Raw genomic sequence first — 25,513 nt, forward strand, 5'->3', positions numbered from 1 at the left:
GGAACCGCTGCGGGGATTACCGCAGCGATCGCGACAAGGATCACCGCTTGAATCTGAGCGAACATGATTACAGGCGTTCGATGATGCCCGCCGCGCCCATGCCGGTGCCGACGCACATCGTCACCATGCCGTACTTGAAGTTGCGGCGGCGCAGGCCGTGCACCACCGTCGACGCACGAATCGCGCCGGTCGCACCCAGCGGGTGGCCGAGTGCAATCGCGCCGCCGAGCGGGTTGATCTTCGACGGATCGAGGCCGAGGTCCTGAATCACCGCCAGCGATTGCGCGGCGAATGCTTCATTCAGTTCGATCCAGTCCATGTCTTCGATCTTCAGGCCGGCGGCCTTCAGGGCGGCCGGAATCGCTTCCTTCGGACCGATACCCATGATTTCCGGCGGCACGCCGCGCACGGCGAAGCTGACGAAACGGGCGAGCGGCGTCAGGTTGAACTCCTTCAGCATCTTTTCCGACACGACGATCAGCGCGCCCGCGCCGTCCGACGTCTGCGAGCTGTTGCCGGCCGTCACCGAACCCTTGTTAGCGAACACAGTGCGCAGCTTGGCGAGGCCTTCCATTGACGTGTCGCCACGCGGGCCTTCGTCGAGCGCGACTTCACGCGTCTTGATACGCACTTCGCCGGTGGCGAGATCGGGGAAACGTTCGGTGATCGTGTACGCGGCGATCTCGTCGTTGAACTCACCGGCTTGCTGCGCGGCGATGGCGCGGCGATGCGATTCGACCGAGAACGCGTCTTGCGCTTCGCGGCTGATCTTCCAGCGCTCGGCGACCTTCTCCGCGGTCAGGCCCATGCCGTAGGCGATGCCGATGTCTTCGTTACGATCGAAGATATGCGGCGACATCGACGGCTTGTTGCCCATCATCGGCACCATGCTCATCGATTCGCAGCCGCCCGCGATCATCGCGTCCGATTCGCCGACCCGGATACGGTCAGCCGCCATAGCCAGCGCGGTGAGGCCCGAAGCGCAGAAGCGGTTCACCGTAACGCCGCCCACCGTATTCGGCAGGCCGGCCAGCAGTGCGCCCATGCGCGCGACGTTCAGGCCTTGTTCCGCTTCCGGAATCGCACAGCCGATGATCGCGTCTTCGATCACCTTGGTGTCGAGGCCCGGCACTTGCGCCACAGCCGATCTGATCGCGTGCACCAGCAGTTCGTCCGGGCGCGTGTTCTTGAACATCCCGCGCGGCGCCTTGCCAATCGGCGTGCGGCTCGCGGCGACGATGTATGCGTCTTGCAATTGCTTTGCCATTTGAAGCTCTCCTTTGTCGGTCGGAGTTGGCGCTTTGGCGCTTACTCCGGCCCCATGCATATGGATGCGGTCCGCTCGACGCTTAGTTGCGCACCGGCTTGCCGGTTTGCAGCATGCCCATGATCCGTTCCTGCGTCTTTTGCGTGCCGAGCAGATCGACGAACGCTTGACGCTCGAGTTTGAGCAGCCATTCTTCGTCGACGAGGCTGCCCGCTTCCACATCACCGCCACACACCGCTTCCGCGATGCGGCTGGCGATCAGGTAGTCGTGCTCGCTGATGAAACGGCCGTCGCGCATGTTGACGAGCGATGCCTTGATGGTCGCAATCGCCGAGCGGCCGGCCACCGGCACCTGCGTGACACGCAGCGGCGGACGGTAACCCGCGGCGGACAGGGCACGCGCTTCCTTCTTCGCGATGTCGAGCAGTTCGAACACGTTGAAGACGATCGTGTCGGACGGCTTCAGGTAACCCATGGCGCGGGCATCGAGTGCCGAGGCCGAGACCTTCGCCATTGCCGCGTTTTCGAACGACTTCTGCACGAACTTCAGCAGGTCATTGGTCGCGCCGGCCGCGGTTGCGGCTTCTGCTGCGCGCAGTGCCGCTTCCTTCAGACCGCCGCCCGCCGGCACGAGACCCACGCCGACTTCGACCAGACCGATATAGCTTTCGATGTGCGCGACACGCTTCGCGCTATGCAGCGCCAGCTCGCAACCACCACCGAGCGCGATGCCCGACACAGCCGAGATGACCGGCACGTTCGCGTACTTCACACGCAGCATGCCTTGCTGGAATTTCTTCACGAACGGCTCGATGCCCTTCGCGCCGCCCATCATGAACGCGGGCATGGCTTCTTCGAGGTTCGCACCCGCGGAGAACGGGCCGCCCGGCGTGCCGAGTTTCAGCGACGTCGGCTGCCACACGACCAGACCCTTGTAGTCCTTCTCGGCCAGTTCGATGGCTTGCGTCAGACCGTCGATCACCGACGGTCCGATCGTGTTCATCTTGCTCTTGAACGACACGATCAGGACGTCGTTCTCGCCGGCACGGTCGTCGACCCACGCGCGCACAGCGTCGGTTTCGAACAGCGTCTTGCCGTAGGTCTTCGGATCAGCAGACGTTTCGCCGACCAGCGGGGCACGGAACACCTGCTTGTCGTAGACCGACAGCGACGAGCGCGGCACAAAAGTCTTCGAAGCCGGCGACCACGAACCTTCGTTCGTATGCACGCCGCCCTTCTCTGCAACCGGACCTTCCAGCACCCACGACGGCAGCGGCACGTTCGACAGCGCCTTGCCTGCCGCGATGTCTTCCTGCACCCATTCGGCGACCTGCTTCCAGCCGGCCGTCTGCCAGCCTTCGAACGGGCCTTCGTTCCAGCCGAAGCCCCAACGAATCGCCAGATCGACGTCACGTGCGTTGTCGGCGATCGATTCCAGATGCACGCCAATGTAGTGATACACGTCGCGGAAAATCGACCACAGGAATTGCGCTTGCGGATGCTCCGATTCGCGCAGGAGCTTCAGACGCTCTGCCGGCGGACGCTTCAGAATGCGGCCGACCAGTTCGTCGGCTTTCGCGCCGCCGTCGACGTATGTACCCGTCTTCGGGTCGAGCACCTTGATCGCCTTGCCTTCCTTCTTGTAGAAGCCACCGCCGGTCTTCTGACCGAGCGCGCCCTTCTTCACGAGTTCAGCCAGCACGGGCGGTGTTTCGTAGACCGGGAAGAACGGGTCGTCCTTCAACGTGTCCTGCATCGTCTTGATGACGTGCGCCATGGTGTCGAGACCGACCACGTCCGCCGTGCGGAACGTTGCCGATTTCGCGCGGCCCAGACGCGAGCCGGTCAGGTCGTCCACTTCGTCGAAACGCAGACCGAACTTCGCGGCTTCGGTGATAACAGCGAGGATCGAGAAAATACCGACGCGGTTGGCAATGAAGTTCGGCGTGTCTTTCGCGCGCACGACGCCCTTGCCAACCACGCTCGTCAGGAACGATTCGAGTTGGTCGAGGATTTCCGGACGCGTCGTCGCGGTCGGGATCAGTTCGACCAGATGCATGTAGCGCGGCGGATTGAAGAAGTGCACGCCGCAGAAGCGCGCCTTCAGTTCATCCGAGAAACCGTTCGACAGTTCGGTGATCGACAGACCCGACGTGTTGGTCGCGAAGATCGCATTCGGTGCGATGTGCGGCGACACCTTCTTGTACAGATCGTGCTTCCAGTCCATGCGTTCGGCGATCGCTTCGATCACGAGGTCGCACTCGGCGAGCTTCTCGATATCGTCGTCGTAATTCGCGGGCTGGATGTATTGCGCGTCGTCCTTCACGCCGAACGGCGCGGGCGACAGCTTCTTCAGATTCTCGATCGCCTTCAGGGCAATCGCGTTCTTCGGGCCTTCTTTGGCAGGCAGGTCGAACAGCAGCACGGGCACCTTGGCGTTGATCAGGTGCGCTGCGATCTGCGCGCCCATCACGCCGGCGCCGAGTACGGCGACCTTGCGAATGATCAGATTGCTCACGTCGTTCCTCCGGGGAGTTATGCGGTGTCGCGAAGGTGTCTCTTATGTTTCGCGATGTGTGACTTGTGGCGGTGGAAGGCGCCACGCCTTCTGAAGGCGTGGCGCTTGCCGTGAAGTGTGTGCTTTAGAACAGCGACTCTTCGACGTCCATCATCGACTTCGAACCGGCGCGCGCTTGACGGATCGTCATGGCCGTTTCCGGCAGCAGCTTGGCGAAGTAGAAGCGTGCGGTCGCGAGCTTGGCCTTGTAGAACGGATCGCCCGATGCTTCGTTGTCCAGCGCGATACGCGCCATGCGCGCCCAGAAGTACGAGAACACCAGGTGGCCGACGGTACGCAGATACGGCACGGCGGCAGCGCCGACTTCGTCCGGGTTCTGCATCGCCTTCATGCCGATTTCCATCGTCAGCTTCTGCACCTTGTCGCCGATGTCGGCGAGCGGGTTGATGAACTCCTGCATTTCCGGCTTCACGCCTTCGGCTTCGACGAAATCCGACACAAGCTTGCCGAACTTCTTCATCTTCGCGCCCATGTCGCCGAGAATCTTGCGGCCGAGCAGGTCGAGCGCCTGAATCGCGTTGGTGCCTTCGTAGATCATGTTGATGCGCGCGTCGCGCACGTATTGCTCCATGCCCCACTCGGTGATGAAGCCGTGGCCGCCGTAGATCTGCATGGCGTGGTTGGTGCTCTCGAACGCGTTGTCCGAGAGGAATGCTTTCAGGATCGGCGTGAGCAGCGCGACCAGATCCGCCGCTTCTTTACGCACCGATTCGTCGGCGTGCGACAGTTCCTTGTCGATGTGCAGCGCGGACCAGTACGAGAACGCGCGCGCGCCTTCAGCGTAGGCCTTCTGCGTGAGCAGCATGCGGCGCACGTCCGGGTGCACGATAATCGGGTCTGCGGCTTTTTCCGGCGCCTTCGGGCCGGTCAGCGAACGCATTTGCAGGCGCTCTTTCGCGTATGTGAGCGAGTTCTGATAACCAATTTCGGTCAGGCCCAGGCTCTGCATGCCGACGCCCAGACGCGCGGCGTTCATCATCACGAACATCGCGTTCAAGCCCTTGTTCGGCTCACCGACCAGCCAGCCCTTCGCGTTGTCGAGATTGATCACGGCGGTCGCGTTGCCGTGAATGCCCATCTTGTGTTCGATGGAGCCGCACTTCACGCCGTTGCGCTCGCCCGGTTCACCCGCTTCGTTCGGGATGAACTTCGGCACGATGAAGAGCGAAATGCCCTTGGTGCCCTTGGGCGCATCCGGCAGACGCGCGAGCACCAGGTGAACGATGTTCTCCGCGAGATCGTGTTCGCCGCTGGAGATGAAAATCTTCGTGCCGCTGATCGCGTACGAGCCGTCGCTGTTCGGTTCGGCCTTGGTGCGCAAGATACCGAGGTCGGTGCCGCAGTGCGGCTCGGTCAGACACATCGTGCCGGTCCAGACGCCCGCAACCAGCTTCGGCAGATAGCGTTGCTGCAACTCCGGCGTGCCGTGCGCATGCAGACATTCGTACGCGCCGTGCGACAGGCCCGGGTACATCGTCCACGCCTGGTTCGCCGAGTTCAGCATTTCATACAGCGCGTTGTTCACGAACGCGGGCAGGCCCTGGCCGCCGTAGTCCGGATCGCAGCCGAGCGCCGGCCAGCCGGCTTCCACGTATTGCTTGTAGGCTTCCTTGAAGCCCTTCGGCGTGGTCACGACGCCGTCGCCGACGTACGTGCAGCCTTCCTGGTCGCCGCTGTGATTGAGCGGGAACAGCACTTCGGAGCAGAACTTGCCGGCCTCTTCGAGCACGGCGTTGATCGTGTCCGCGTCGAGATCCGCGTGCTTCGGCATCTGCTTGATCTCGGCTTCGACGTTAAGCAGTTCGTGCAACACGAATTGCATGTCGCGCAGCGGCGCGGCGTACTGTCCCATGACTCTCTCCCAAGTTTGACAAGGAGCCAGGCCGTTAGCTGAGTCCGTGGATCGGATCTTTCAGCGCCGCTGAATCTGCTTTAAGTTCGGCGGTTCTGCTAACGGCTTTCGCTCTGATACGAAACAATCAATTTTTCCAGCGCGGCCCACGTGAGACGCACTGCATCCGGCAAGTGCAGGAAGCGCGCGTCGTGATGCAGGCCGAGCGTGAAGCTGTATAGTTCGAACAGCATCAGCTGCGGATCGGTATCGGCACGCAGATGCCCTTCTTCCATCGCCTGCGAAATTGCCCGCGTAAGCGCCGCACGCCAGATCGTCACGCTCGACACCAGTTGTTCACGCACCGGGTTATCCCCGCGGTCGTCGTACTCGACGGCGCCGCTGATGTAGATGCACCCCGTGGTGACTTCCTGAATGCGTTTCTCGATCCAGCGGGAAATCATCGCGCGCAAGCGCGGCAATCCACGAGGCTCACGCAAGCTCGGGAAAAACACCTCGTCTTCGAAACGACGGTGGTATTCGCGCACGACTTCGACCTGCAAATCCTCGCGCGACCCGAAATGCGCGAACACACCGCTTTTGCTCATCTGCATGCGCTCGGCCAGCAACCCAATCGTCAGACCTTCCAGTCCGTCGCGGCTTGCCAGATCAAGTGCTGCTTCGAGAATCGCGACTCGTGTTTGTTCGCCTTTTCGCATAGCTTTTTACCGTTCTAATGTGACCGAAAGAAAATCGAACGGCCGTACTATTATTGAGTGCTGCCGTCCGCGAAACAAGGACTTTATTAGAAACCGGTTTCTAACCCGGTTTCAATTCTGCGGCATCCGTCAATCAGAGGAAGGAGATTTTTTAGAGGCGTTTGCCTTCTTTTTGTCCCTTTCATTGACGCTGCGCCCTTGCGGTTATGTGCGAGGTGCTGATGAGCTAGTCATAGCCACCCACCGTTAATAGCTTCATCACGGCCCGATAGGTCGTGTAGGCAAGCCAGTTGAGCAAGCGTTCGCCCGCCGGACGGGCATCATAGCGCGCCTCGTCGATCCGGCGAGATTCCTTGAAGGCGGCGATGATCGCTTCGCGCAGCGCGTCGATCGACGGGTCGTTCACCAGCACCACGTTGGCCTCGTTGTTGAGCATCAGGCTCAACGCATCGAGGTTCGACGAACCGACCGTCCCCCAGTTCGAATCCACCACCGCGACCTTGCCGTGCAGCATGGTTTTCTCGTACTCGGCGATCTGCACGCCGGCTTTGAGCAGCGCACGATACAGGAACGGCACGGCGTAATCGAGCGCCTTGAACTCCTTGCGCCCGATAATGAGCTTCACGTCGACGCCGCGCCGCGCCGCGAACACCAGCGCGCGCCGCAGCTTGCGGCCCGGCATGAAGTACGGGTTAGCCAGCAGTACTTCGCTGCGCGCCTGGCCGATCGCGGTCAGATACGCTTTTTCAATGGCGCGGCGGTTGATCAGGTTGTCGCGGGCGACGAAGGCCACGCAGGGCAGCCCTCCGGCCCAGAGCGCCTCGTTGCGATTGCGGCGCCGGCGGCGCAGCGTGCCGAGCGACGCCATGGTCTTCGGCGCAAGATCCGGCTCGAGCGAGTCCAGCGGCCGATGCCCGAGACGGATCCGCTGCCATTGCACTTCGAACGCCTGGCGGATATCGGCGACCACCGGCCCGCGCAATTCCACCGCGAAGTCCCAGCGCCGGTAAGGCAGCGTCTCGCCGTTGTTCTCGTAATCGTCGACGATATTGATGCCGCCGCAGTAGCCGAACTGATCGTCCACCACCGCGATCTTGCGGTGCGTGCGCGAGAAGCCGAAGCGGCCGAACAGATGCGGGTTGTAGATGCGATGGTCGACGCCGGCGAGCGGCCATTCGTTGAACATCGGCAGGCGCTCGGTGCCGATACCGTCGGTAATCACGCGCACTTTCACGCCGCGCGAGGCTGCGCGCAGCAAAGCCGCGCTGACGGCCTGACCGGCGCTGTCGCCACAGAAAATATAGGTTTCGAGAACCACGTCGCTTTGCGCCGCGTCGATGCGTTCGATCAACGCGGTGAAGAACTCGTCGCCGGAGCGCAGCAGCTTGACCTCGTTGCCGCTGGTGAAGCGGTAGCGCTGCCAGTAGCGGCGGCCGAGCAGCGATTGACGGAGTCGCGCGAAACGGCGCGCGCCGCCGACGCTCACCGGGCACGCTCCTCGGGCTGGCCATTCAGGCGCCCAGCGAGCCGTTTCGGCAATTGCAGGATCGCGTCGGCGTTCGACGACGAAAAGCAGCGCGAGGCCGCTTCTTCATAGGGCAACCACAGGAACGCGGTGTGCTCGCGCGGCGCGAGCGTCACTTCCAGCTGCTCGGGCACTTCCAGACTGAACCAGTGCTCCGTGTTGTGGATTACGCCCTCGGCGTAGCGATGCCGGAACTGAGGGTAGATCTCGTATTCGATCGAATACTGCCAGTCGAACAGCGCGCTATGCGGCACGAGCGTACTGCCGACCACGATGCCGGTTTCCTCCGCCACCTCGCGCGTCGCCGTCTCGACGAAGGGCTCGTCGAGCTGGTCTTTCGAGCCGGTCACCGATTGCCAGAAATCTGCGTGATCGGCGCGCCGGATCAACAGCACGTCCAGCGCGGGCGTATGGATGACGACGAGTACGGATTGCGGGATCTTCGGCGGTTTCGGCATGGCGTAAAGACTGGGCGCAACGCTTGCGCGGTACATGTCGGCGAATGGTCCAATAAGCGGTCGAGACCGGTTGCTGCGACTGTAACGCAAAAAACGAAAAAGGCGCATCACGCGCCTTTTTCGTTTCGCTTTTTCGTCACCTCACGCTGTCGTTTTCAGACAGCGTGAGTTTGATCCAGCTTAGACCTTCGGTTCCGGCTGACGCAGACGGATGTGCAACTCGCGCAACTGGCGCTCGTCCACTTCGCTCGGCGCCTGCGTGAGCAGACACTGCGCGCGTTGCGTCTTCGGGAACGCGATCACGTCGCGAATCGAATCGGCGCCGGCCATCATCGTGATGATGCGGTCCAGACCGAATGCGATACCGCCGTGCGGCGGCGCGCCGTATTGCAGCGCGTCGAGCAGGAAGCCGAACTTGGCTTGCGCTTCTTCCGCGCCGATCTTCAGCGCGCGGAACACCTTGCTCTGCACTTCTTCACGGTGGATACGCACCGAACCGCCGCCGATTTCCCAGCCGTTCAGCACCATGTCGTAGGCCTTGGCGAGGCAGCGCGCCGGATCCGTTTCCAGATACTCGAGGTGCTCGTCCTTCGGGCTCGTGAACGGGTGATGCGCGGCGACGTAGCGGTTGTCTTCCTCGTCGTATTCGAACATCGGGAAGTCGATCACCCACAGCGGCTTCCAGCCGGATTCGACGAGGCCATTGGCCTTGCCGAATTCCGAATGGCCGATCTTCAGGCGCAGCGCGCCCAGGCTGTCGTTCACCACCTTCGCGCGATCCGCCGCGAAGAAAATGATGTCGCCGTCTTGCGCGCCAGTGCGCTCGATGATCGCCTTGACCGCTTCGTCGTGCAGGTTCTTGACGATCGGGCTTTGCAGACCGTCACGGCCCTTCGCCACTTCGTTGACCTTGATCCACGCCAGACCCTTCGCGCCGTAGATACGCACGAATTCCGTGTAGCTGTCGATGTCGCCACGCGAGAGCTCGCCGCCCTTCGGCACGCGGATCGCCGCGACGCGGCCGTCTTTCGTGTTGGCCGGCGTGCTGAACACCTTGAAGTCGACGTCCCTAACCGCGTCGGTCAGGTCGGTGAATTCGAGCTTCACGCGCAGGTCCGGCTTGTCCGAACCGAAACGGCGCATGGCTTCCGAATACTCCATGACCGGGAATTTCTCGGCCAGTTCGACGCCGATCGTTTCCTTGAACACGTGACGGATCATCGCTTCGAACAGATCGCGAATTTCCTGTTCCGACAGGAACGAGGTTTCACAGTCGATCTGCGTGAATTCCGGCTGACGGTCGGCGCGCAGGTCTTCGTCGCGGAAGCACTTGACGATCTGGTAGTAACGATCGAAGTTAGCGACCATCAGCAGCTGCTTGAACAGCTGCGGCGATTGCGGCAGCGCGAAGAACTGGCCCGGGTTGGTACGCGACGGCACGAGGTAATCGCGCGCGCCTTCCGGCGTGCTCTTGGTGAGCATCGGCGTTTCGATGTCGATGAAGCCCAGCGAATCCAGATACTTGCGCACTTCGATCGCGACGCGGTAACGCAGACGCAGGTTGTGCTGCATCTGCGGACGGCGCAGGTCGAGCACGCGATGCGTGAGGCGCGTGGTTTCCGACAGGTTGTCGTCGTCGAGCTGGAACGGCGGCGTGATCGACGGGTTCAGCACGATCAGCTCGTGGCACAGCACTTCGATCTTGCCGCTTTTCAGCGAGGCGTTCGTGGTGCCTTCCGGGCGGGCGCGAACCACGCCCTTGATCTGCAGGCAGAACTCGTTCCGGACGCCTTCGGCAGTCTTGAACATTTCCGCGCGATCCGGATCGCAGACGACCTGAACGAGGCCTTCGCGGTCGCGCAAGTCGATGAAGATAACGCCGCCATGGTCACGGCGGCGGCTTACCCAACCGCACAGCGAGACGGGTTGGCCCAGCAGTTCTTCGGTCACCAGACCGCAGTATTCAGATCTCATCGACATGATGTTTGTCTTTCGTTATGCATTGGTTGGACGGCGCGCGGCGATAAACGCTGCGCACCGGCATTACAGCGGAGGCTCGACTGTCGTGCGGCGCACCGGCGCCGGCGGCGCGGACGGCGCCACGACGCCCATCGAGACGATGTACTTGAGCGCAGCGTCGACCGTCATGTCGAGTTCGATCACTTCGCTCTTGGGCACCATCAGGAAGAAGCCGGACGTTGGGTTCGGCGTAGTCGGCACATACACGCTGACGTAGTCTTCTTTCAGGTGATTGACCACGTCGCCGCCCGGAATGCCGGTCAGAAACGCAATCGTATAGGAACCGCGGCGCGGGTACTCGATCAGGAGCGCCTTGCGAAACGCATTGCCGCTACTCGACAACAAGGTGTCCGACACCTGCTTGACGCTGGTGTAGAGCGGGCCGACCACCGGAATGTGAGCGACCACGACTTCCCACCACTTCACGAGCTTCTGCCCGATGAAGTTTTGCGTCAACAGCCCAACGACAAAGATGAACGCCAGCGTCAGCACCGCGCCGAGGCCCGGCAAACGGAAGCCGAGCGCGCGCTCCGGCTGCCATGAGGTCGGCAGCAACAATAGCGTCTGGTCCATCGTGCCGATGATCAGGCCGAGCACCCACAGTGTGATAGCCAGAGGCACCAGCACCAGCAGGCCGGTCAGGAACACCGATTTGAGCGTCGTTTTTTTCGTCGTCATGTGTACCGCCAGAAAGCCGCGCGAGCCGATACCCGACGCGCGGCGTGTGCGCCGCCCATAAGGGCGGCCGTGCTACTAGGCGCTGCCGGAGCCGCTCGAATTCGACGATGCGGCGGGTGCGGCAGCAGGCGTGGCAGGCGTTGCGGCGGCGCCCGACGAAGCGGCGGCGGCCGTGCCGTTGGCCGAAGCCGTGTCGGAATTCGCCGCGCCGTTATTACCGGCTGCAGCGTTTTCGCCCGAATTCGCATTCGAGCCGCCATTCGCGTCGGGCTTGGCCGGCGCGCTTGCGCCGCCATTGCCGCCGCGGAAATCGGTCACATACCAGCCGGAGCCCTTCAACTGGAAACCGGCTGCTGTCACCTGCTTGCGAAAGGTGTCTTTCCCGCACTCGGGACACTGCGTCAACTGGGGGTCGCTCATCTTCTGAAGCACGTCCTTCCCGAAGCCGCATGACTCGCAACGATAAGCGTAGATCGGCATGAACTTTTCCCTACTGAAATCTTGTAAACGCTTGCAAAGCCTTGAATTATAGCCGCATATGGCTAGGCACCCGCGAATTTCCGGGACAAAAGCCAGGCGCAGCCGCCGTCTACGTAAATGGGGGCGGCCACTATCGAATCAAGTGCGGCCTGCTCCATCGTCAAACGCGGCGGCCCGCTCAGCCTCGACGGCGCCAGGTCATCCAGCGCTCGCGGCCGGCAAAGACGGCAATCGAGTCGGTCACGGCTTCATCTTCGATCAGATCGAAGAACGGCGAGAGCAACGCATCGAGTTCGGCACGCTCGATACCGAACGGCGGCCCTTTCGGCGTCGCGCCGATGAAATAGAAACCCGCCAGCAGTGCGCCCTCCGGCAACAACGCGGCCATTCGTTGCGCGTAGTCTGCACGGCGCGCCAACGGCAGCGCGCACAGAAACGCGCGCTCGTAAATCCAGGCCGGCGTGAACGGCGGCTCGTAAGCGAAGAAGTCAGCCTGCTCGACCAGTTGCGCATGCTGCGCGCCCAACTGCTCGCGCGCTGCCGCTACGGCGGCCGGCGAGAAATCGATCGCCCGGACCGGGTTGCCCTGCCCAGCCAGCCAGAGCGCCTCGTAGGCACTGCCGCAGCCGGGAATCAGTACGGCCGCGCCGGTGTGCCGGCTAGCGAACGACTGGAACGCCGACGGCACGCCCGCCTGATCCCACGGCGTGAAATGGCGTTCGAAGCGCTCGTCCCAGAACTCGGGCGAGTTGGGATCGCGGGTCGCAAAGTCGGGCACGGAAGGCTGGGTCGGGTCGCTCATGGGATGCCTCGTAGGAATCAGGATCGGGGCGGGATCACCCGCCGTAAGCGAACGCCAGAAACGCCCGCGCCAGCACCGCCCCGACACCGACCGCCACGCCGAACAGCAGCAGCCCTTGAAGCAGCCGGTTGGTGCGCTTCTGCTCGAGGAGGATCTGGCGAATCATGTCGTCGTTCGCGCCGCGCGTGTGGTCGTGACGCTGAGCCAGCGCATGATGGATCAGGCGCGGCAACTGCGGTAGCGTCTTGCTCCACTGCGGCGCTTCGATCTTCAGTCGCTCGTACCAGCCGCGCAGACCGATCTGCTCGTTCATCCAGCGTTCGAGATAGGGCTTGGCGGTCTTCCACAAGTCCAGCTCGGGATCGAGCGAGCGGCCGAGCCCTTCCACGTTCAGCATGGTTTTTTGCAGCAGCACCAGTTGCGGCTGGATTTCCACGTTGAAGCGGCGCGAGGTCGAGAACAGGCGCATCAGCACCTGGCCGAGCGAAATATCCTTCAACGCACGGTCGAAATAGGGCTCGCAAACCGCGCGGATTGCGCTTTCCAGTTCCTCGACCCGAGTGGTAGGCGGCACCCAGCCGGACTCCAGATGCAGCGTGGCGACACGATGATAGTCACGCTTGAAGAAAGCGAGGAAGTTCTGCGCGAGGTAGTTCTTGTCGAAGTCCGACAACGCGCCGATGATGCCGAAGTCGAGCGCGATATAGCGGCCGAAGTGCGCCGGATCGAGGCTCACCTGAATGTTGCCCGGGTGCATGTCGGCGTGGAAAAAACCATCGCGGAACACCTGGGTGAAGAAAATCTCGACGCCTTCGCGCGCCAGCTTCGGAATATCGACACCGGCCGCGCGCAGCGTCTCCACCTGGCTGATCGGCACGCCGACCATGCGCTCCATCACCAGCACGGTGGGCGTGCAGAACTCCCAGTACATCTCCGGCACCAGCAGCAGATCGAGCCCGGCAAAGTTGCGGCGCAGTTGGCTGCCGTTCGCCGCTTCGCGCATCAGATCGAGTTCGTCGTGCAGATACTTGTCGAATTCGGCGACCACCTCGCGCGGCTTGAGGCGCTTGCCGTCGGCCCACAGACGCTCGGCCCAGACAGCGATGTCGCGCAGCAAGGCCAGGTCGGAGTCGATCACCGGCAGCATGTTCGGCCGCAGCACCTTCACGGCGACCGCCTTGCCCGCGTGCTGCCCTGCTTTCACCTTCGCAAAGTGAACCTGCGCGATCGACGCGCTCGCCACCGGCACCCGCTCGAAATCGTCGAACAGCACGTCGACCGGTGCGCCGAGCGACTTCTCGACCAGCCCGATCGCCACCGCCGAATCGAACGGAGGCACCTGATCCTGCAGCTTGGCCAGTTCATTGGCGATATCGACCGGCAGCAGATCGCGCCGCGTGGACAGCACCTGGCCGAACTTGACGAAGATCGGCCCGAGGCTTTCGAGCGCTAGCCGCAAACGCACACCCGGAGGCGCGTCGAACTTGCGGCCGATGGTGGTGATACGCAGCAGCAGACGCACACGCCGGTCATTGACGCGGCTGAGCATCATCTCATCGAGACCGAAGCGGATGACCGTAAAGAAAATCTTGAGGAAACGCAGAAAACGCATAGTTGTGCCCGATGACTAGCGCGTGCCGCGCGACGTGGCGGCGCCGCCCGGCGCATCTGCGCCGCGGGCTTCGACCTTCTGTTCAAGACGCTCGATGCGCTTCTCCACGCGCGCCAAAGCGTCGCGGGCGCGGGCCAGTTCGACGTTGAAGTCTTCCAGCGCGGCGCGGCGCACCAGTTGCGGGTTTTCGTCGAGCAAATATTCGGCGGCGGTGTCGAGCAGGTTGCGCCCGGTACGCCGCGCGTGTTCACCGACCGTGCGCACAACCGAAGCCACCCGCCATGCCGGACCGTCGCCGATCAGCTTCGCCAGATCTTCTTCGGGCTCCCAGCGCAGATGCTCGGCGAGCTTGGCGATCACGGTCGCAAACTCGGCGTCGCCTTCGATCTTCACGTGCTTCATCACGGCGGCCTGGCCGCCTTGCATGAAGGCCGGGAACGCGTCGGACGGCACCGAGATGGTCACATCGAATTGTTGCGCATCGGTTTCGCCGAGCGCGCCGAGGTAGCCGTCGGGTTGCACCAGCAGCATCAGCACGACTGGCGGACAGGACAGTCTGGCGGTCTTGCCCGCGTAAGGGGCGAGGCGCTCTCGAGCCCACGATTCGCGGGCGAGCAGATGATTGACAGCAGCAGCGAAGGGCTTGGCGGCGAGGGTCATTGAAAGTGGCAAGAAAAAACCCGCGCGGGCGAGGTGCCCGCGCGGGTTCCTATTGTAACGTCCGTTCGCTTCGCGGCTTGCTATGCCGAACGGCCAATGCTTTGCGCAAAGTCAGGGCAAGCAGCGCTGGCTCAGTGCTGTGCCACCTGCTGAATGCCGGCCAGCAGCCAGCCTTCGCCGGGGCGGTTCGCCTTCGTCAGGTTCCAGACTTCGACGAACGGTTCAGCCGCCGCACCCGCCGATTCGCGGATCAAACCGGAGAAGCGCACGCTGGCGAAGTATTCGGACGCACGTTCTTCGACGCCCAGCAGCTCCGCATTCAGTTGCACCACGTCCGTCTGATTGGACTCGGCACCGCGCGAGTTCAGATCCACCTTCACTTCCGCGAACATTTCCGGCGTGGTGAATTCGCGGATGTCTTCCGTGTTGCCGACGTCCCACGCGGCTTGCAGGCGCACGAAGTACACCTTCGCGTTGCGCAGGAAGGCTTCCGAATCGAAGCCGGCCGGCACGGCCGGGGCAGCGTTGATGGACGGCGTGGTCAGCGGGTTGCCTTGCGGTTCGAGGTACGAGCCGGTGGGCGGAGCGGAGTAACGCGGCTCCTGGGTATAGCCGGTGCCGCCCGCATTCAGCGACGGTGCGCCGCCCGCGTACGCCGGTTGCGACGTATTGCGCTTACGACCCATGAAGCGGCGGATCAGCCAGATGCCGATCATCGCGATGAGCGCGATCACGATGATGTTGGCCATGGCGCCGGCGAACGCGCCGCCCAGACCGAAGTGCGACAACAGCGCGGCGATACCGAGACCGGCAGCAAGACCGGCGATCGGCCCGAGCCAGCGCGAGCGGTTAGGCGCTGCGGCGGGAGTCGGCGCGGGCGCCGGTGCCGGCTGCGCGCGCTGCTGCATGGCCTGATTGCTTTGGGAAGGTTGTGACGGAGCGGACTGTTGCTGAACCGTGTTCGACTGACGGCCAATGCTACGGCCGCCGCCCATGCGGCGGGCTTCCGCATCGAGCGAGGCGAGAGAGCCGGCCATGATCAGACCGACCATCGCGATCAGTCCGATTCTTCTCACCAATGACCTCGTAACCTTACGGGGAGATAACACACCTGAATCGGACATTTTCGTACTTTCCTTTAAAAATCGATGGGTTAGGAACCCTAGTATTTGGTCCCCACATGTAAAGCTACCACGCCAGCTGACAAATTGTAATATTTGACGCCGTCCAGGCCCGCTTGTTCCATCATTGTTTTTAAAGTTTCCTGATCCGGGTGCATCCGGATCGATTCCGCCAGGTAGCGGTAGCTCTCGGCGTCCTTCGCAAACCGGTCGCCGAGCCACGGCAAGACCTTGAACGAATAGACGTCGTAGACCTTTTTAAGCGGATCCCACACCTTCGAGAACTCCAGCACCAGCAGACGGCCTGCCGGCTTCAACACCCGTCGCATCTCGGCGAGCGCCACATCCTTGTGCGTCATGTTGCGCAAGCCGAATGCCACGGTCACTACATCGAAGTAATTGTCCGGAAAAGGAATCTTTTCGGCGTCGCAGAGCAGCGCCGGAGTGATGACGCCCTTATCCAGCAGGCGGTCGCGGCCCACGCGCAGCATCGATTCGTTGATGTCGGTGTGCCAGACTTCACCGGTGTCGCCCGCCTGTTTGGCGAACGCCTTTGAGAGATCGCCCGTGCCGCCCGCGATATCGAGCACCTTGAAGCCCGGCCGGACGTTGGCCTGGGCGATCGTGAACATCTTCCACGCCCGGTGCAACCCGCCCGACATCAGGTCGTTCATCAAGTCGTAGTTGGAGGCGACCGAGTGGAACACGCCCGCCACCTTCTGCGCTTTTTCCTGTTCGTCGACCGATTGAAAGCCGAAGTGGGTTTTGCTCATCGCGCTCGTCCTTTCGCGTATTCTGAAATGTTGCGCCGCATCAGTGCGGCGACCAGGGCGAATCGTATCAGTGACAGTGCCCGTGCGCAGCACCGGCTGGCGCCATTGGGGCGTCGCGGTCGACGCCGGCCGCTGCCAGTTTGGCGAGATAGTCGCGCCAGAGTTCATCCTGACGGACAGCCATGTCGTGCAGCAGGTCCCAGGAATAGATGCCGGTGGCGTGTCCGTCGGAGAAAGTCGGCTGCAGCGCATAGTTGCCGACGCCTTCGATCATGGTGATCGTGACGTCGCGCTTACCGGTTTGCAAAGTTTCCTGGCCGGGCCCGTGGCCCATCACTTCTGCCGACGGCGAGTACACGCGCAGCAGTTCGAACGGCAGGCGATACGTTTCGCCATTTGCGTACTGCAATTCGAGTACGCGCGATTTGGAATGCACGACCACGCCGGTCGGCACCGGGGTATCGCGAGTCAAGCCACTCATATTGACCTCATTAGAAAGCGCCGGGCCGCCTCTGGCGCTGAACGCCAGGTTTGGAGCGTTCAGCCAAACGCCTGTTCGATTTCTTGCCGCACGGCTTCGCGCAGCAGGGTAGCTTGCGCGCGGCGCGACGACAGCATGGCTTCGGACACCGTGCGTTGGCGCGGCGCCCAGATCGGCAGCGGAAAATGAGCGTCGTTCGAAAAACGCGGAATCACATGCCAATGCACATGCGGCACCTGGTTGCCGAGGCTCGCCAGGTTGACCTTCACCGGCTGGAGAATGCGCCGGATCGCACGCTCGACCGCATACACGGCCTGCATCACGCGATCGCGGTCGGTCTCGGCGAGATCGGAAAACTCAGCGACATGCTTGTTCCAGATCACCCGGCAAAAGCCCGGGTAGTCGTGTTCGTCGGCGAGGACGACACGCAGGGTGTCGTCCTGCCACAGCACATCGCCGCCATCTTCACGGCAAAAAACGCATTCCATCGTCGTCCTCAGGCAAAAATCGTCAGTCGTGCCATTAAACCAGCACGCGCTCGATTCCGCCATTGTTCGCCCGCTGGACGTAATCCGCCATCCAGTCTTCGCCCAGCACGTGACGCGCCATTTCGACGACGATGTAGTCCGCCTCGGTGCCCGCGTCCTCGTTATAGCGCGACAGGCCTTGCAGGCAGGACGGGCAGCTCGTGAGGATCTTCACCTCAGTGGCGCCGTTCGGTTGCGGCCCGTCGCCCGCCTTGAGCACGGAGCCATCCGGCGCACCCGCCGCGCCGGCCGATGCATTGGCCGCATTGATCCCATTCGCACCCGCCTCGGCTACGAGAGGAATGCCACGCAGCTTCGCGGCGCCCTTGCGCATTTCCTCTTCCTTGCGGAAACGGACTTGCGTCGAAATGTCCGGGCGCGTCACCGCGAGTGTGCCGGATTCGCCACAGCAGCGATCGTTCTTCTCGATCTTGTAGCCGTCCTTCTCCGATCCCATCAGCTGATTGACGAGCTTGACCGGGTCCATCGTCTTGATCGGGGAGTGGCACGGGTCGTGATACATGTAGCGCACGCCGTTCACGCCTTCGAGCTTGATGCCCTTCTCGAGCAGGAACTCGTGAATGTCGATGATCCGGCAGCCCGGGAAGATCTTCTCGAATTCGTAGCCGGCGAGCTGGTCGTAACACGTGCCGCACGACACCACCACCGTCTTGATGTCGAGATAGTTCAGCGTATTCGCGACGCGGTGGAACAGCACGCGGTTATCCGTGACGATCTGCTCGGCCTTGTCGAACTGACCCGAGCCGCGCTGCGGGTAGCCGCAGCAGAGATAGCCCGGCGGCAGCACGGTTTGCACGCCCGCTTCCCACAGCATCGCTTGCGTCGCCAGACCCACTTGCGAGAACAGCCGCTCGGAGCCGCAACCCGGGAAGTAGAACACCGCTTCCGTATCGGCCGTGGTCGTCTTCGGATTGCGGATGATCGGGACAATCTTGTTGTCCTCGATATCGAGCAGCGCGCGCGCGGTTTTCTTCGGCAGGTTGCCCGGCATCTTCTTGTTCATGAAGTGGATCACCTGCTGCGTGACCTTCGGCTTGCCGACGGTTGCCGGCGGGTGCGCCGTCTGCTTCTTCGCGAACTTCTTCAGCACGTCGTTGCCGAGGCGCTGCGCCTTGTAACCGATGCCCATCATCGCGGTGCGCGCGAGGTTGATGGTCTGCGGATTCGTGGCGTTCAGGAAGAACATGCCGGCCGCGTTGCCCGGATTGAACTTCTTCTTGCCCATCTTGCGCAGCAGGTTGCGCATGTTCATCGTCACATCGCCGAAGTCGATCTTCACCGGACACGGCGTCACGCATTTGTGACAGACGGTGCAGTGATCGGCGACGTCGTTGAACTCGTCCCAGTGCTTGATCGACACGCCGCGGCGAGTCTGCTCTTCGTACAGGAATGCCTCGACCAGCAAGGAGGTCGCAAGAATCTTGTTGCGCGGGCTGTACAGCAGGTTCGCGCGCGGCACGTGAGTCGCGCACACCGGCTTGCACTTGCCGCAGCGCAAGCAGTCCTTGATCGACTCGGAAATCGCGCCGATGTCGGACTGCTGCATGATCAGCGATTCATAGCCCATCAGGCCGAAGCTCGGCGTGTAGGCGTTGCGCAGGTCGGCGCCTTCGAGCAGCTTGCCCGCGTTGAAGCGGCCATGCGGATCGACGCGCTGCTTGTACGCGCGGAATTCGCCGATCTCTTCCTCGGTCAGGAATTCGAGCTTGGTAATGCCGATGCCGTGCTCGCCGGAAATCACGCCGTCGAGCGAACGCGCCAGCTTCATGATGCGCGCGACGGCCGTGTGGGCGTCCTGCAGCATCTCGTAGTTGTCGGAGTTGACCGGCAGGTTCGTGTGGACGTTGCCGTCGCCCGCGTGCATGTGCAGCGCGACGAACACGCGGCCACGCAGCACCTTCTTGTGGATCGCCTGCGCTTCTTCGAGGATCGGTTTGAACTCGCCGCCGTTGAAGATCTGACGCAATTCAGCCCGGATCTCCGCCTTCCACGACACGCGCACCGTACGGTCTTGCGTGATATGGAACACGGTCGCATCCGGCTGCGCGTCGGCGCGATCGGCAAACTTCTCCGCCAGCCCTTCGTAGCCGAGGCCGACCAGATAGTGCTGCGCCTCACGCACGGACAGATCGAGCTTGTCGCGCAGGAATTCCCAGCGCGTACGCACCTTCTTCAGAACGTCGAGCGCCTGTTGCACGCGATCTTCGAGCAACTCCGCGCTCGGGATTTCGTTGGCGTCGTCGCTCTTGCCGAGCGGCAGCTTGCCGCCCTTGAAGAACGTTTCGAGCGCGTCAACCAGTTGCAGCTTGTTCTTGATCGACAGCTCGATATTGATGCGTTCGATGCCGTCGGTGTACTCGCCCATCCGGTTGAGCGGGATCACCACGTCTTCGTTGATCTTGAACGCGTTGGTGTGCTTGGCAATCGCGGCGGTGCGGCTGCGGTCGAGCCAGAAACGCTTGCGCGCTTCGGCGTTGACGGCGACGAAACCTTCGCCGCTCTTGCCGTTGGCCATGCGCACGACTTCCGAGGTCGCTTGCGCCACCGCGTCCGCATCGTCGCCGACGATGTCGCCGATCAGCACCATCTTCGGAAACGCGTTGCGCTTGCTCTTGGTCGCATAGCCGACCGCGCGCAGATAGCGTTCGTCCAGATGCTCGAGGCCGGCGAGAATCGCGCCGCCCTGCTTCGACGTTTCAAACAGATAGTCCTTGATCTCGACGATGCTCGGAATCGCTTCACGGGCCTGACCGAAGAACTCGAGGCAGACCGTGCGCGTATGCGCCGGCATCTTGTGCAGCACCCAGCGCGCGGACGTGATCAGGCCGTCGCAGCCTTCTTTCTGCACGCCTGGCAGACCGGCCAGGAATTTGTCGGTCACGTCCTTGCCGAGACCTTCCTTACGGAATACGCGGCCCTTGATGTTGAGCGATTCCGTGCGCAGCAGCTTTTCGCCAGGCGCGTGGCTGCCGTCGAACCACTTCAGCTCGAAACGCGCGACTTCGATGTCGTGGATCTTGCCGAGGTTGTGGTCTAGACGCGTAACTTCGAGCCAGTTCCCTTCCGGGTCGACCATGCGCCACCAGGCGAGGTTGTCGAGCGCCGTGCCCCACAACACCGCCTTCTTGCCGCCCGCGTTCATCGCGACGTTGCCGCCGACGCAGGATGCATCCAGCGAGGTCGGATCGACCGCGAACACGAAGCCGGCCTGCTCGGCCGCTTCGGTCACGCGGCGTGTGACCACGCCCGCGCCGGAGAAAATCGTCGCCACCTTACGCTCGACGCCCGGCAGTTCGGTCATCTCGACCGCGCCCAGTTGTTCGAGCTTTTCAGTGTTGATGACGGCCGAAAACGGCGTGAGCGGCACCGCGCCGCCCGTGTAGCCCGTGCCGCCTCCGCGCGGAATCACGGTCAGACCGAGCTCGAAACACGCCTTGATCATGCCGGCGATCTCGGCCTCGGTATCCGGCGTGAGCACGACGAACGGGTACTCGACGCGCCAGTCGGTCGCATCCGTCACATGCGAGACGCGGGACAAGCCGTCGAACTTGATGTTGTCTTTTTCCGTGACCTTGCCCAGCACCTTGTTCGCGCGACGGCGCAGATCGAAGGTCTTCTGGAATTCGCTCTCGAAATCGTCGACGGCACGGCGAGCAGCCGCCACCAGCGTTTCGACGCGAGCGGCCCGATCGACGCCCGCTTCATCGCCGTGCTCGACCAGATCGGCGCGACGGCGCTTCTCGATCTCGCTCAGACGGTGATGCAGCGCCTCGATCAGCAGCGCGCGGCGCTTCGGATTGTCGAGCAGGTCGTCTTGCAGGTAAGGATTGCGGCGTACGACCCAGATGTCGCCGAGCACTTCGTACAGCATCCGTGCCGAGCGGCCAGTGCGGCGTTCCGCGCGCAGTTCGGCCAAGGCCGCCCAGGCTTCGTCGCCGAGCAGACGGATAACGATTTCGCGGTCGGAAAACGACGTGTAGTTATAGGGAATTTCGCGCAGACGCGCTTCGGGATCGGCGGCCACCGCAGTGGCGGCCCCGTGCGGATCGAAAACTTGAGGTGCGTTCATGTTCGGACGACTCGGTGGGTCAACCGGGCGCGCTCATCTCTGTGAGGCGTCGGCGGACGGTGCGCGTGGGGCGCAATGCTGGAAATCTTCTAGGGGAGCGAAGCGCAACCGACGGCCTACCCACATCAGTCGCTTCACGGCGCTCAGAGACAGCTACACGATCGCGCGTGGCGGACGTGACGCTCCGCCGCGGGGCAAGACTCACGCGGGACGGGCATCAAGTGGGCGATCTGAGGCTGCCAGTGCATCTTCCGATCCTTATTCCAAAATGGAATTCTACCCCATGATCCCGCCACGCGTTGACGCCTGAAATCAGGGTTGCGGCAGGACTTTTGGCGTTTTTGTCCTGAACGGCGCTCGTAAGCACATACGAACGATTCTCCGACCGGACGGTCGGGTTGGGCTTTACCGGCGGCGCGCCGGGATACGCCCAAGGTTCACAGAGGGCCAGCGTGCACACCGTTGGCGCTATCATTGACCCTTTCCCGTCTCGCAAAGCGCACCGCGCCACCCGCATGGCTTCCCACGACTACCTGAAGAAAACCCTGACCGCGCGCGTCTACGACGTGGCCCGCGAGACCGAACTCGAACGCGCGCCGAATCTGTCGGCACGGCTGCGCAATCCGGTTTATCTGAAGCGTGAGGACAACCAGCCGGTGTTCTCGTTCAAGGTGCGCGGCGCGTACAACAAGATGGCGCATATTCCGGCGGACGCGCTTGAAAGGGGTGTCATTACCGCGTCGGCGGGCAATCACGCGCAGGGTGTGGCGTTGTCGGCGGCCCGGATGGGAGTGAAGGCGATCATCGTGGTGCCCGTCACGACCCCGCAGGTGAAAGTCGATGCGGTACGCGCGCATGGCGGCGCGACGGTCGAAGTCGTGCAGTTCGGCGAGTCCTATAGCGATGCGTACGGGCACGCGGTGAAGCTGCAGGAAGAACGCGGCCTGACGTTCGTCCACCCGTTCGACGATCCGTACGTGATCGCCGGCCAGGGCACGGTCGCGATGGAGATTCTCAGCCAGCATCAGGGCCCGATCCACGCGATCTTCGTGCCGATCGGCGGTGGAGGACTCGCCGCGGGCGTGGCCGCGTACGTGAAATCGGTGCGCCCGGAGATCAAGGTGATCGGCGTGCAGACTGACGACTCGTGCGCGATGGCCGCTTCTTTACAAGCAGGCGAACGGGTCACATTGAACGAAGTCGGGCTGTTCTCGGACGGCACCGCAGTGAAACTCGTGGGTGAAGAAACCTTCCGCCTGTGCCGCGAATATCTCGACGACGTGCTGCTCGTGAACACCGATGCGCTATGCGCCGCGATCAAGGACGTGTTCCAGGACACCCGCAGCGTGCTGGAACCGGCCGGCGCACTGGCAGTAGCAGGCGCCAAGCAGTACGCCGAGCGAGAAGGCATCGAGGACCAGACGCTGATTGCAATCACGTCCGGCGCGAACATGAACTTCGACCGCATGCGTTTCGTGGCCGAGCGTGCTGAGGTGGGTGAAGCACGTGAAGCGGTGTTCGCCGTGACGATCCCGGAAGAGCGCGGCAGTTTCCGCCGCTTCTGCGAACTGGTGGGCACGCGCAGCGTCACCGAGTTCAACTACCGGATTGCGGACGCGAATTCGGCCCATATCTTCGTCGGCGTGCAGATCCGCAATCGCAGCGAATCGGCGCAGATCGCGGGTGCATTTGAAGCGCATGGTTTTGCCACCGTCGATCTGACTTTCGATGAACTGTCGAAGCAGCACATCCGCTATATGGTCGGCGGCCGCTCGCCGCTGGCGCATGACGAACGTCTGTTCCGTTTCGAGTTTCCGGAGCGTCCGGGCGCGTTGATGAAGTTTCTGTCGTCGATGGCGCCGAACTGGAATATCAGCCTGTTCCACTATCGCAACCAGGGTGCGGACTACAGTTCGATTCTGGTCGGCATTCAGGTGCCGGAAAGCGAGAATAGCGAGTTCGACCGCTTTATCACGACGCTTGGTTACCCGTGCTGGGAAGAGACGCAGAATCCCGTGTACCGATTATTTCTCGCTTGACCTTATTGGACTAAAACGCGCAGATGGCTCTTTCGCTTGTCGACAAACTGGTGGTGGCAATCTCGTCGCGCGCGCTGTTCGACTTCGAGGAAGAGAACTGCGTTTACGAGAAAGGCGACCTGCAGGCGTATGAAGCGTTGCAGCGCGAGCGGCTGGCTGTGCCCGCCAAACCGGGCGTCGCGTTTCCGCTGATCCGCAAGCTGCTGGCCTTGAATGCCGGCGGCCATCGGGTCGAAGTGGTGATCCTGTCGCGCAGCGATCCGATCAGTGGACTGCGCGCATTTCATTCGTGCAGGGAGTACGGGCTGGCGATCGAGCGCGGCGTGTTCACACGTGGGCGCGCGCCATTCGGTTATCTGAAGCCGCTGAACGCCTCGCTGTTTTTGTCCGCGAATCAGGACGACGTGCGCGACGCATTGGCTGCCGGATTTCCGGCCGCGCGCGTCTTGCCCGAATCGGCGAAAATGGCGAGCAAGTACCCGGACGAAATCCGGATTGCTTTCGACGGCGACGCCGTGCTGTTTTCCGACGAAGCCGAGCGTATCTTTCAGAAAGATGGCTTGCGCGCGTTCGTCGGCCATGAGATTCACAACAAGGATTTGCCGCTTGCGGATGGGCCTTTGAAGCCGTTGCTCGAAGCGCTGCACCGCCTGCAGAAACTCGCGGACGAAGCCGCACCGATGCATATTCGTACGGCATTGGTAACGGCGCGCTCGGCCCCGGCGCATGAGCGCGCGATCCGCACATTGATGGCGTGGAACATCGAAATCGACGAAGCGATGTTCCTCGGCGGCCTCGACAAGAGCGCGTTTTTGCGCGAGTTCGAGCCGGACTTTTTCTTCGACGACCAAATTGGCCATTGCGAATCGGCCCGCGTCGTGACGGCGACGGGGCACGTGCTGAGTGGCATCGTGAACGCATCATGACACCTGAACAGTCACCGCTGGGTAAGGCTTCCACTTACACCGAACAATATGACGCTTCGCTGCTCTTTCCGATTGCCCGGAAGAATGCGCGCGAGGCGATTGGGATTGGCGCGCAGTTGCCGTTTTTCGGCACGGACATCTGGAATGCTTACGAGCTTTCCTGGCTGAACGCGCGCGGCAAGCCGCAGATTGCGGTGGCGACTTTCTTTGTGCCGGCTGATTCGCCGAATATTGTCGAGTCGAAGTCGTTCAAGCTTTATCTGGGGTCGTTTGCGCAGACGGCTTTCGAGTCGATGGAAGTTGTGCGCGACACGATCAAGCGGGATGTTTCCGCTTCATGCGGAGCGACGGTGTCGGTTCATCTGGCGGCGCCGTATGAGTTCGGCAAACTGCAGATGGAAGAGTTTGACGGCTTGTCGCTGGATCGGCTCGATCTCGATACCGATGTTTATCATCCTGATGCTTCGTTGTTGAAGGCTGCGTTTGACGAGTCGCCTGTTGAGGAGACTTTGGTTTCCAACTTGCTCAAGTCGAATTGTCCTGTGACGGGGCAGCCTGATTGGGGCAGTGTGCAGATTCACTATGTTGGGCCGCAGATCGATCATGCGGGCTTGCTGAGGTACATCATTTCCTATCGGAATCACACTGGGTTTCATGAGCAGTGCGTCGAGAGGATTTTTATCGATGTGCTTAAGGCCTGCCGGCCGGTGAAGCTAGCTGTTTACGCGCGGTATACCCGCCGCGGGGGGCTGGATATTAATCCGTTCCGGACGAATTTTAATTTGCCTATGCCGGATAATTTGCGGTTGGCGCGGCAATAAATATGTGGCGGTTTTGCCTGCGCGGCGCTTTTTGTTCGTGTTCTTAGGGTGTTGGCCTTTCCTTGAATTGTTAGTGGTCTATTCGTGTTGCCCCTGTGCGGGGCGG

Annotated in this window: 20 protein-coding genes; 3 read left to right on the top strand and 17 right to left on the bottom strand. The window is 62.2% G+C overall.

Annotated elements, in window-relative coordinates; all coding sequences use genetic code 11:
• Nucleotides 1–67: 67 nt before the first annotated feature.
• From M0D66_RS34885 to M0D66_RS34965, 17 genes are all read right to left on the bottom strand, one after another.
• Nucleotides 68–1,267 carry an acetyl-CoA C-acyltransferase gene (locus tag M0D66_RS34885; protein ID WP_266212656.1) on the bottom strand — a complete coding sequence of 400 codons (1,200 nt, stop codon included), beginning with the start codon at nt 1,265–1,267 and terminating at the stop codon, nt 68–70.
• Nucleotides 1,268–1,349: 82 nt separating this feature from the next.
• The gene (locus M0D66_RS34890; RefSeq protein WP_266212657.1) at nt 1,350–3,785 is read right to left on the bottom strand and encodes a 3-hydroxyacyl-CoA dehydrogenase/enoyl-CoA hydratase family protein; all 2,436 of its coding nucleotides are present in this window, start codon (nt 3,783–3,785) and stop codon (nt 1,350–1,352) included.
• 124 nt (nt 3,786–3,909) lie between these two features.
• Nucleotides 3,910–5,697, bottom strand: a complete 1,788-nt coding sequence (locus M0D66_RS34895) for an acyl-CoA dehydrogenase C-terminal domain-containing protein (RefSeq protein ID WP_054037690.1) — start codon at nt 5,695–5,697, stop codon at nt 3,910–3,912.
• 98 nt (nt 5,698–5,795) lie between these two features.
• Nucleotides 5,796–6,395, bottom strand: coding sequence for a TetR/AcrR family transcriptional regulator (locus M0D66_RS34900; protein WP_046566835.1), 600 nt, complete (start codon nt 6,393–6,395; stop codon nt 5,796–5,798).
• A 226-nt stretch (nt 6,396–6,621) separates the two neighbouring features.
• Entirely contained in the window at nt 6,622–7,881 is a 1,260-nt protein-coding gene (gene clsB, locus M0D66_RS34905; protein ID WP_266212658.1) for a cardiolipin synthase ClsB, read from the bottom strand.
• Nucleotides 7,878–8,378 carry a dihydroneopterin triphosphate diphosphatase gene (nudB, locus tag M0D66_RS34910; RefSeq protein WP_093646567.1) on the bottom strand — a complete coding sequence of 167 codons (501 nt, stop codon included), beginning with the start codon at nt 8,376–8,378 and terminating at the stop codon, nt 7,878–7,880. The genes clsB and nudB overlap by 4 nt, the downstream gene beginning before the upstream one ends.
• A gap of 180 nt (nt 8,379–8,558) precedes the next feature.
• Complete coding sequence (aspS, locus tag M0D66_RS34915; RefSeq protein WP_093646480.1) at nt 8,559–10,358, bottom strand: aspartate--tRNA ligase; 1,800 nt, start codon at nt 10,356–10,358, stop codon at nt 8,559–8,561.
• Nucleotides 10,359–10,421: 63 nt separating this feature from the next.
• Nucleotides 10,422–11,075, bottom strand: a complete 654-nt coding sequence (locus tag M0D66_RS34920; protein WP_093646478.1) for a DUF502 domain-containing protein — start codon at nt 11,073–11,075, stop codon at nt 10,422–10,424.
• Between the two features lie 75 nt (nt 11,076–11,150).
• Complete coding sequence (locus M0D66_RS34925; protein ID WP_093646475.1) at nt 11,151–11,555, bottom strand: FmdB family zinc ribbon protein; 405 nt, start codon at nt 11,553–11,555, stop codon at nt 11,151–11,153.
• Nucleotides 11,556–11,733: 178 nt separating this feature from the next.
• Complete coding sequence (locus M0D66_RS34930; RefSeq protein WP_093646473.1) at nt 11,734–12,357, bottom strand: methyltransferase domain-containing protein; 624 nt, start codon at nt 12,355–12,357, stop codon at nt 11,734–11,736.
• Nucleotides 12,358–12,391: 34 nt separating this feature from the next.
• Complete coding sequence (gene ubiB, locus M0D66_RS34935) at nt 12,392–13,969, bottom strand: ubiquinone biosynthesis regulatory protein kinase UbiB (protein WP_211702914.1); 1,578 nt, start codon at nt 13,967–13,969, stop codon at nt 12,392–12,394.
• A gap of 15 nt (nt 13,970–13,984) precedes the next feature.
• Entirely contained in the window at nt 13,985–14,629 is a 645-nt protein-coding gene (locus M0D66_RS34940) for an SCP2 domain-containing protein (protein WP_093646471.1), read from the bottom strand.
• Between the two features lie 131 nt (nt 14,630–14,760).
• Nucleotides 14,761–15,753 carry a Tim44 domain-containing protein gene (locus M0D66_RS34945; RefSeq protein ID WP_211702913.1) on the bottom strand — a complete coding sequence of 331 codons (993 nt, stop codon included), beginning with the start codon at nt 15,751–15,753 and terminating at the stop codon, nt 14,761–14,763.
• 38 nt (nt 15,754–15,791) lie between these two features.
• Nucleotides 15,792–16,523: a bifunctional demethylmenaquinone methyltransferase/2-methoxy-6-polyprenyl-1,4-benzoquinol methylase UbiE gene (gene ubiE, locus M0D66_RS34950; RefSeq protein ID WP_093646467.1), complete on the bottom strand. Its 732-nt coding sequence runs from the start codon at nt 16,521–16,523 to the stop codon at nt 15,792–15,794.
• 67 nt (nt 16,524–16,590) lie between these two features.
• Nucleotides 16,591–17,004 carry a gamma-butyrobetaine hydroxylase-like domain-containing protein gene (locus M0D66_RS34955; RefSeq protein ID WP_054037674.1) on the bottom strand — a complete coding sequence of 138 codons (414 nt, stop codon included), beginning with the start codon at nt 17,002–17,004 and terminating at the stop codon, nt 16,591–16,593.
• A gap of 59 nt (nt 17,005–17,063) precedes the next feature.
• On the bottom strand, nt 17,064–17,492 hold the full coding sequence (locus M0D66_RS34960; RefSeq protein WP_093646464.1) for an HIT family protein: 429 nt from the start codon (nt 17,490–17,492) through the stop codon (nt 17,064–17,066).
• 34 nt (nt 17,493–17,526) lie between these two features.
• Nucleotides 17,527–21,621, bottom strand: coding sequence for a DUF3683 domain-containing protein (locus M0D66_RS34965; protein ID WP_093646462.1), 4,095 nt, complete (start codon nt 21,619–21,621; stop codon nt 17,527–17,529).
• A gap of 515 nt (nt 21,622–22,136) precedes the next feature.
• On the opposite strand from M0D66_RS34965, the gene ilvA reads away from it, so the two are divergent.
• The 3 genes from ilvA to queF are packed head-to-tail and all read left to right on the top strand — an operon-like array spanning nt 22,137 to nt 25,407.
• A complete protein-coding gene (gene ilvA, locus M0D66_RS34970; RefSeq protein WP_266212659.1) occupies nt 22,137–23,660 on the top strand; it encodes a threonine ammonia-lyase, biosynthetic in 1,524 nt (507 codons plus the stop codon).
• 23 nt (nt 23,661–23,683) lie between these two features.
• On the top strand, nt 23,684–24,586 hold the full coding sequence (locus tag M0D66_RS34975) for a 5'-nucleotidase (RefSeq protein ID WP_093647935.1): 903 nt from the start codon (nt 23,684–23,686) through the stop codon (nt 24,584–24,586).
• Complete coding sequence (gene queF / locus M0D66_RS34980) at nt 24,583–25,407, top strand: NADPH-dependent 7-cyano-7-deazaguanine reductase QueF (RefSeq protein ID WP_054037665.1); 825 nt, start codon at nt 24,583–24,585, stop codon at nt 25,405–25,407. Before M0D66_RS34975 ends, queF begins: the two co-directional genes overlap by 4 nt.
• The last annotated feature ends 106 nt before the right edge of the window (nt 25,408–25,513 follow it).

The organism is Paraburkholderia sp. SECH2 (genome assembly GCF_030464795.1).
In the GTDB taxonomy this organism is placed as follows: Bacteria; Pseudomonadota; Gammaproteobacteria; order Burkholderiales; family Burkholderiaceae; genus Paraburkholderia; species Paraburkholderia aspalathi.

What these genes read in the sequence shown, in the direction of transcription:
- ubiE (WP_093646467.1), bottom strand. Translation starts at nt 16,523, where the DNA reads ATGAGCAAAACCCACTTCGGCTTTCAATCGGTCGACGAACAGGAAAAA.
- M0D66_RS34975 (WP_093647935.1), top strand. Translation starts at nt 23,684, where the DNA reads ATGGCTCTTTCGCTTGTCGACAAACTGGTGGTGGCAATCTCGTCGCGC.
- M0D66_RS34955 (WP_054037674.1), bottom strand. Translation starts at nt 17,004, where the DNA reads ATGAGTGGCTTGACTCGCGATACCCCGGTGCCGACCGGCGTGGTCGTG.
- nudB (WP_093646567.1), bottom strand. Translation starts at nt 8,378, where the DNA reads ATGCCGAAACCGCCGAAGATCCCGCAATCCGTACTCGTCGTCATCCAT.
- ubiB (WP_211702914.1), bottom strand. Translation starts at nt 13,969, where the DNA reads ATGCGTTTTCTGCGTTTCCTCAAGATTTTCTTTACGGTCATCCGCTTC.
- M0D66_RS34885 (WP_266212656.1), bottom strand. Translation starts at nt 1,267, where the DNA reads ATGGCAAAGCAATTGCAAGACGCATACATCGTCGCCGCGAGCCGCACG.
- ilvA (WP_266212659.1), top strand. Translation starts at nt 22,137, where the DNA reads ATGGCTTCCCACGACTACCTGAAGAAAACCCTGACCGCGCGCGTCTAC.
- M0D66_RS34960 (WP_093646464.1), bottom strand. Translation starts at nt 17,492, where the DNA reads ATGGAATGCGTTTTTTGCCGTGAAGATGGCGGCGATGTGCTGTGGCAG.
- M0D66_RS34895 (WP_054037690.1), bottom strand. Translation starts at nt 5,697, where the DNA reads ATGGGACAGTACGCCGCGCCGCTGCGCGACATGCAATTCGTGTTGCAC.
- M0D66_RS34925 (WP_093646475.1), bottom strand. Translation starts at nt 11,555, where the DNA reads ATGCCGATCTACGCTTATCGTTGCGAGTCATGCGGCTTCGGGAAGGAC.
- M0D66_RS34965 (WP_093646462.1), bottom strand. Translation starts at nt 21,621, where the DNA reads ATGAACGCACCTCAAGTTTTCGATCCGCACGGGGCCGCCACTGCGGTG.
- M0D66_RS34930 (WP_093646473.1), bottom strand. Translation starts at nt 12,357, where the DNA reads ATGAGCGACCCGACCCAGCCTTCCGTGCCCGACTTTGCGACCCGCGAT.
- M0D66_RS34940 (WP_093646471.1), bottom strand. Translation starts at nt 14,629, where the DNA reads ATGACCCTCGCCGCCAAGCCCTTCGCTGCTGCTGTCAATCATCTGCTC.
- M0D66_RS34900 (WP_046566835.1), bottom strand. Translation starts at nt 6,395, where the DNA reads ATGCGAAAAGGCGAACAAACACGAGTCGCGATTCTCGAAGCAGCACTT.
- aspS (WP_093646480.1), bottom strand. Translation starts at nt 10,358, where the DNA reads ATGTCGATGAGATCTGAATACTGCGGTCTGGTGACCGAAGAACTGCTG.
- queF (WP_054037665.1), top strand. Translation starts at nt 24,583, where the DNA reads ATGACACCTGAACAGTCACCGCTGGGTAAGGCTTCCACTTACACCGAA.
- M0D66_RS34945 (WP_211702913.1), bottom strand. Translation starts at nt 15,753, where the DNA reads ATGTCCGATTCAGGTGTGTTATCTCCCCGTAAGGTTACGAGGTCATTG.
- M0D66_RS34920 (WP_093646478.1), bottom strand. Translation starts at nt 11,075, where the DNA reads ATGACGACGAAAAAAACGACGCTCAAATCGGTGTTCCTGACCGGCCTG.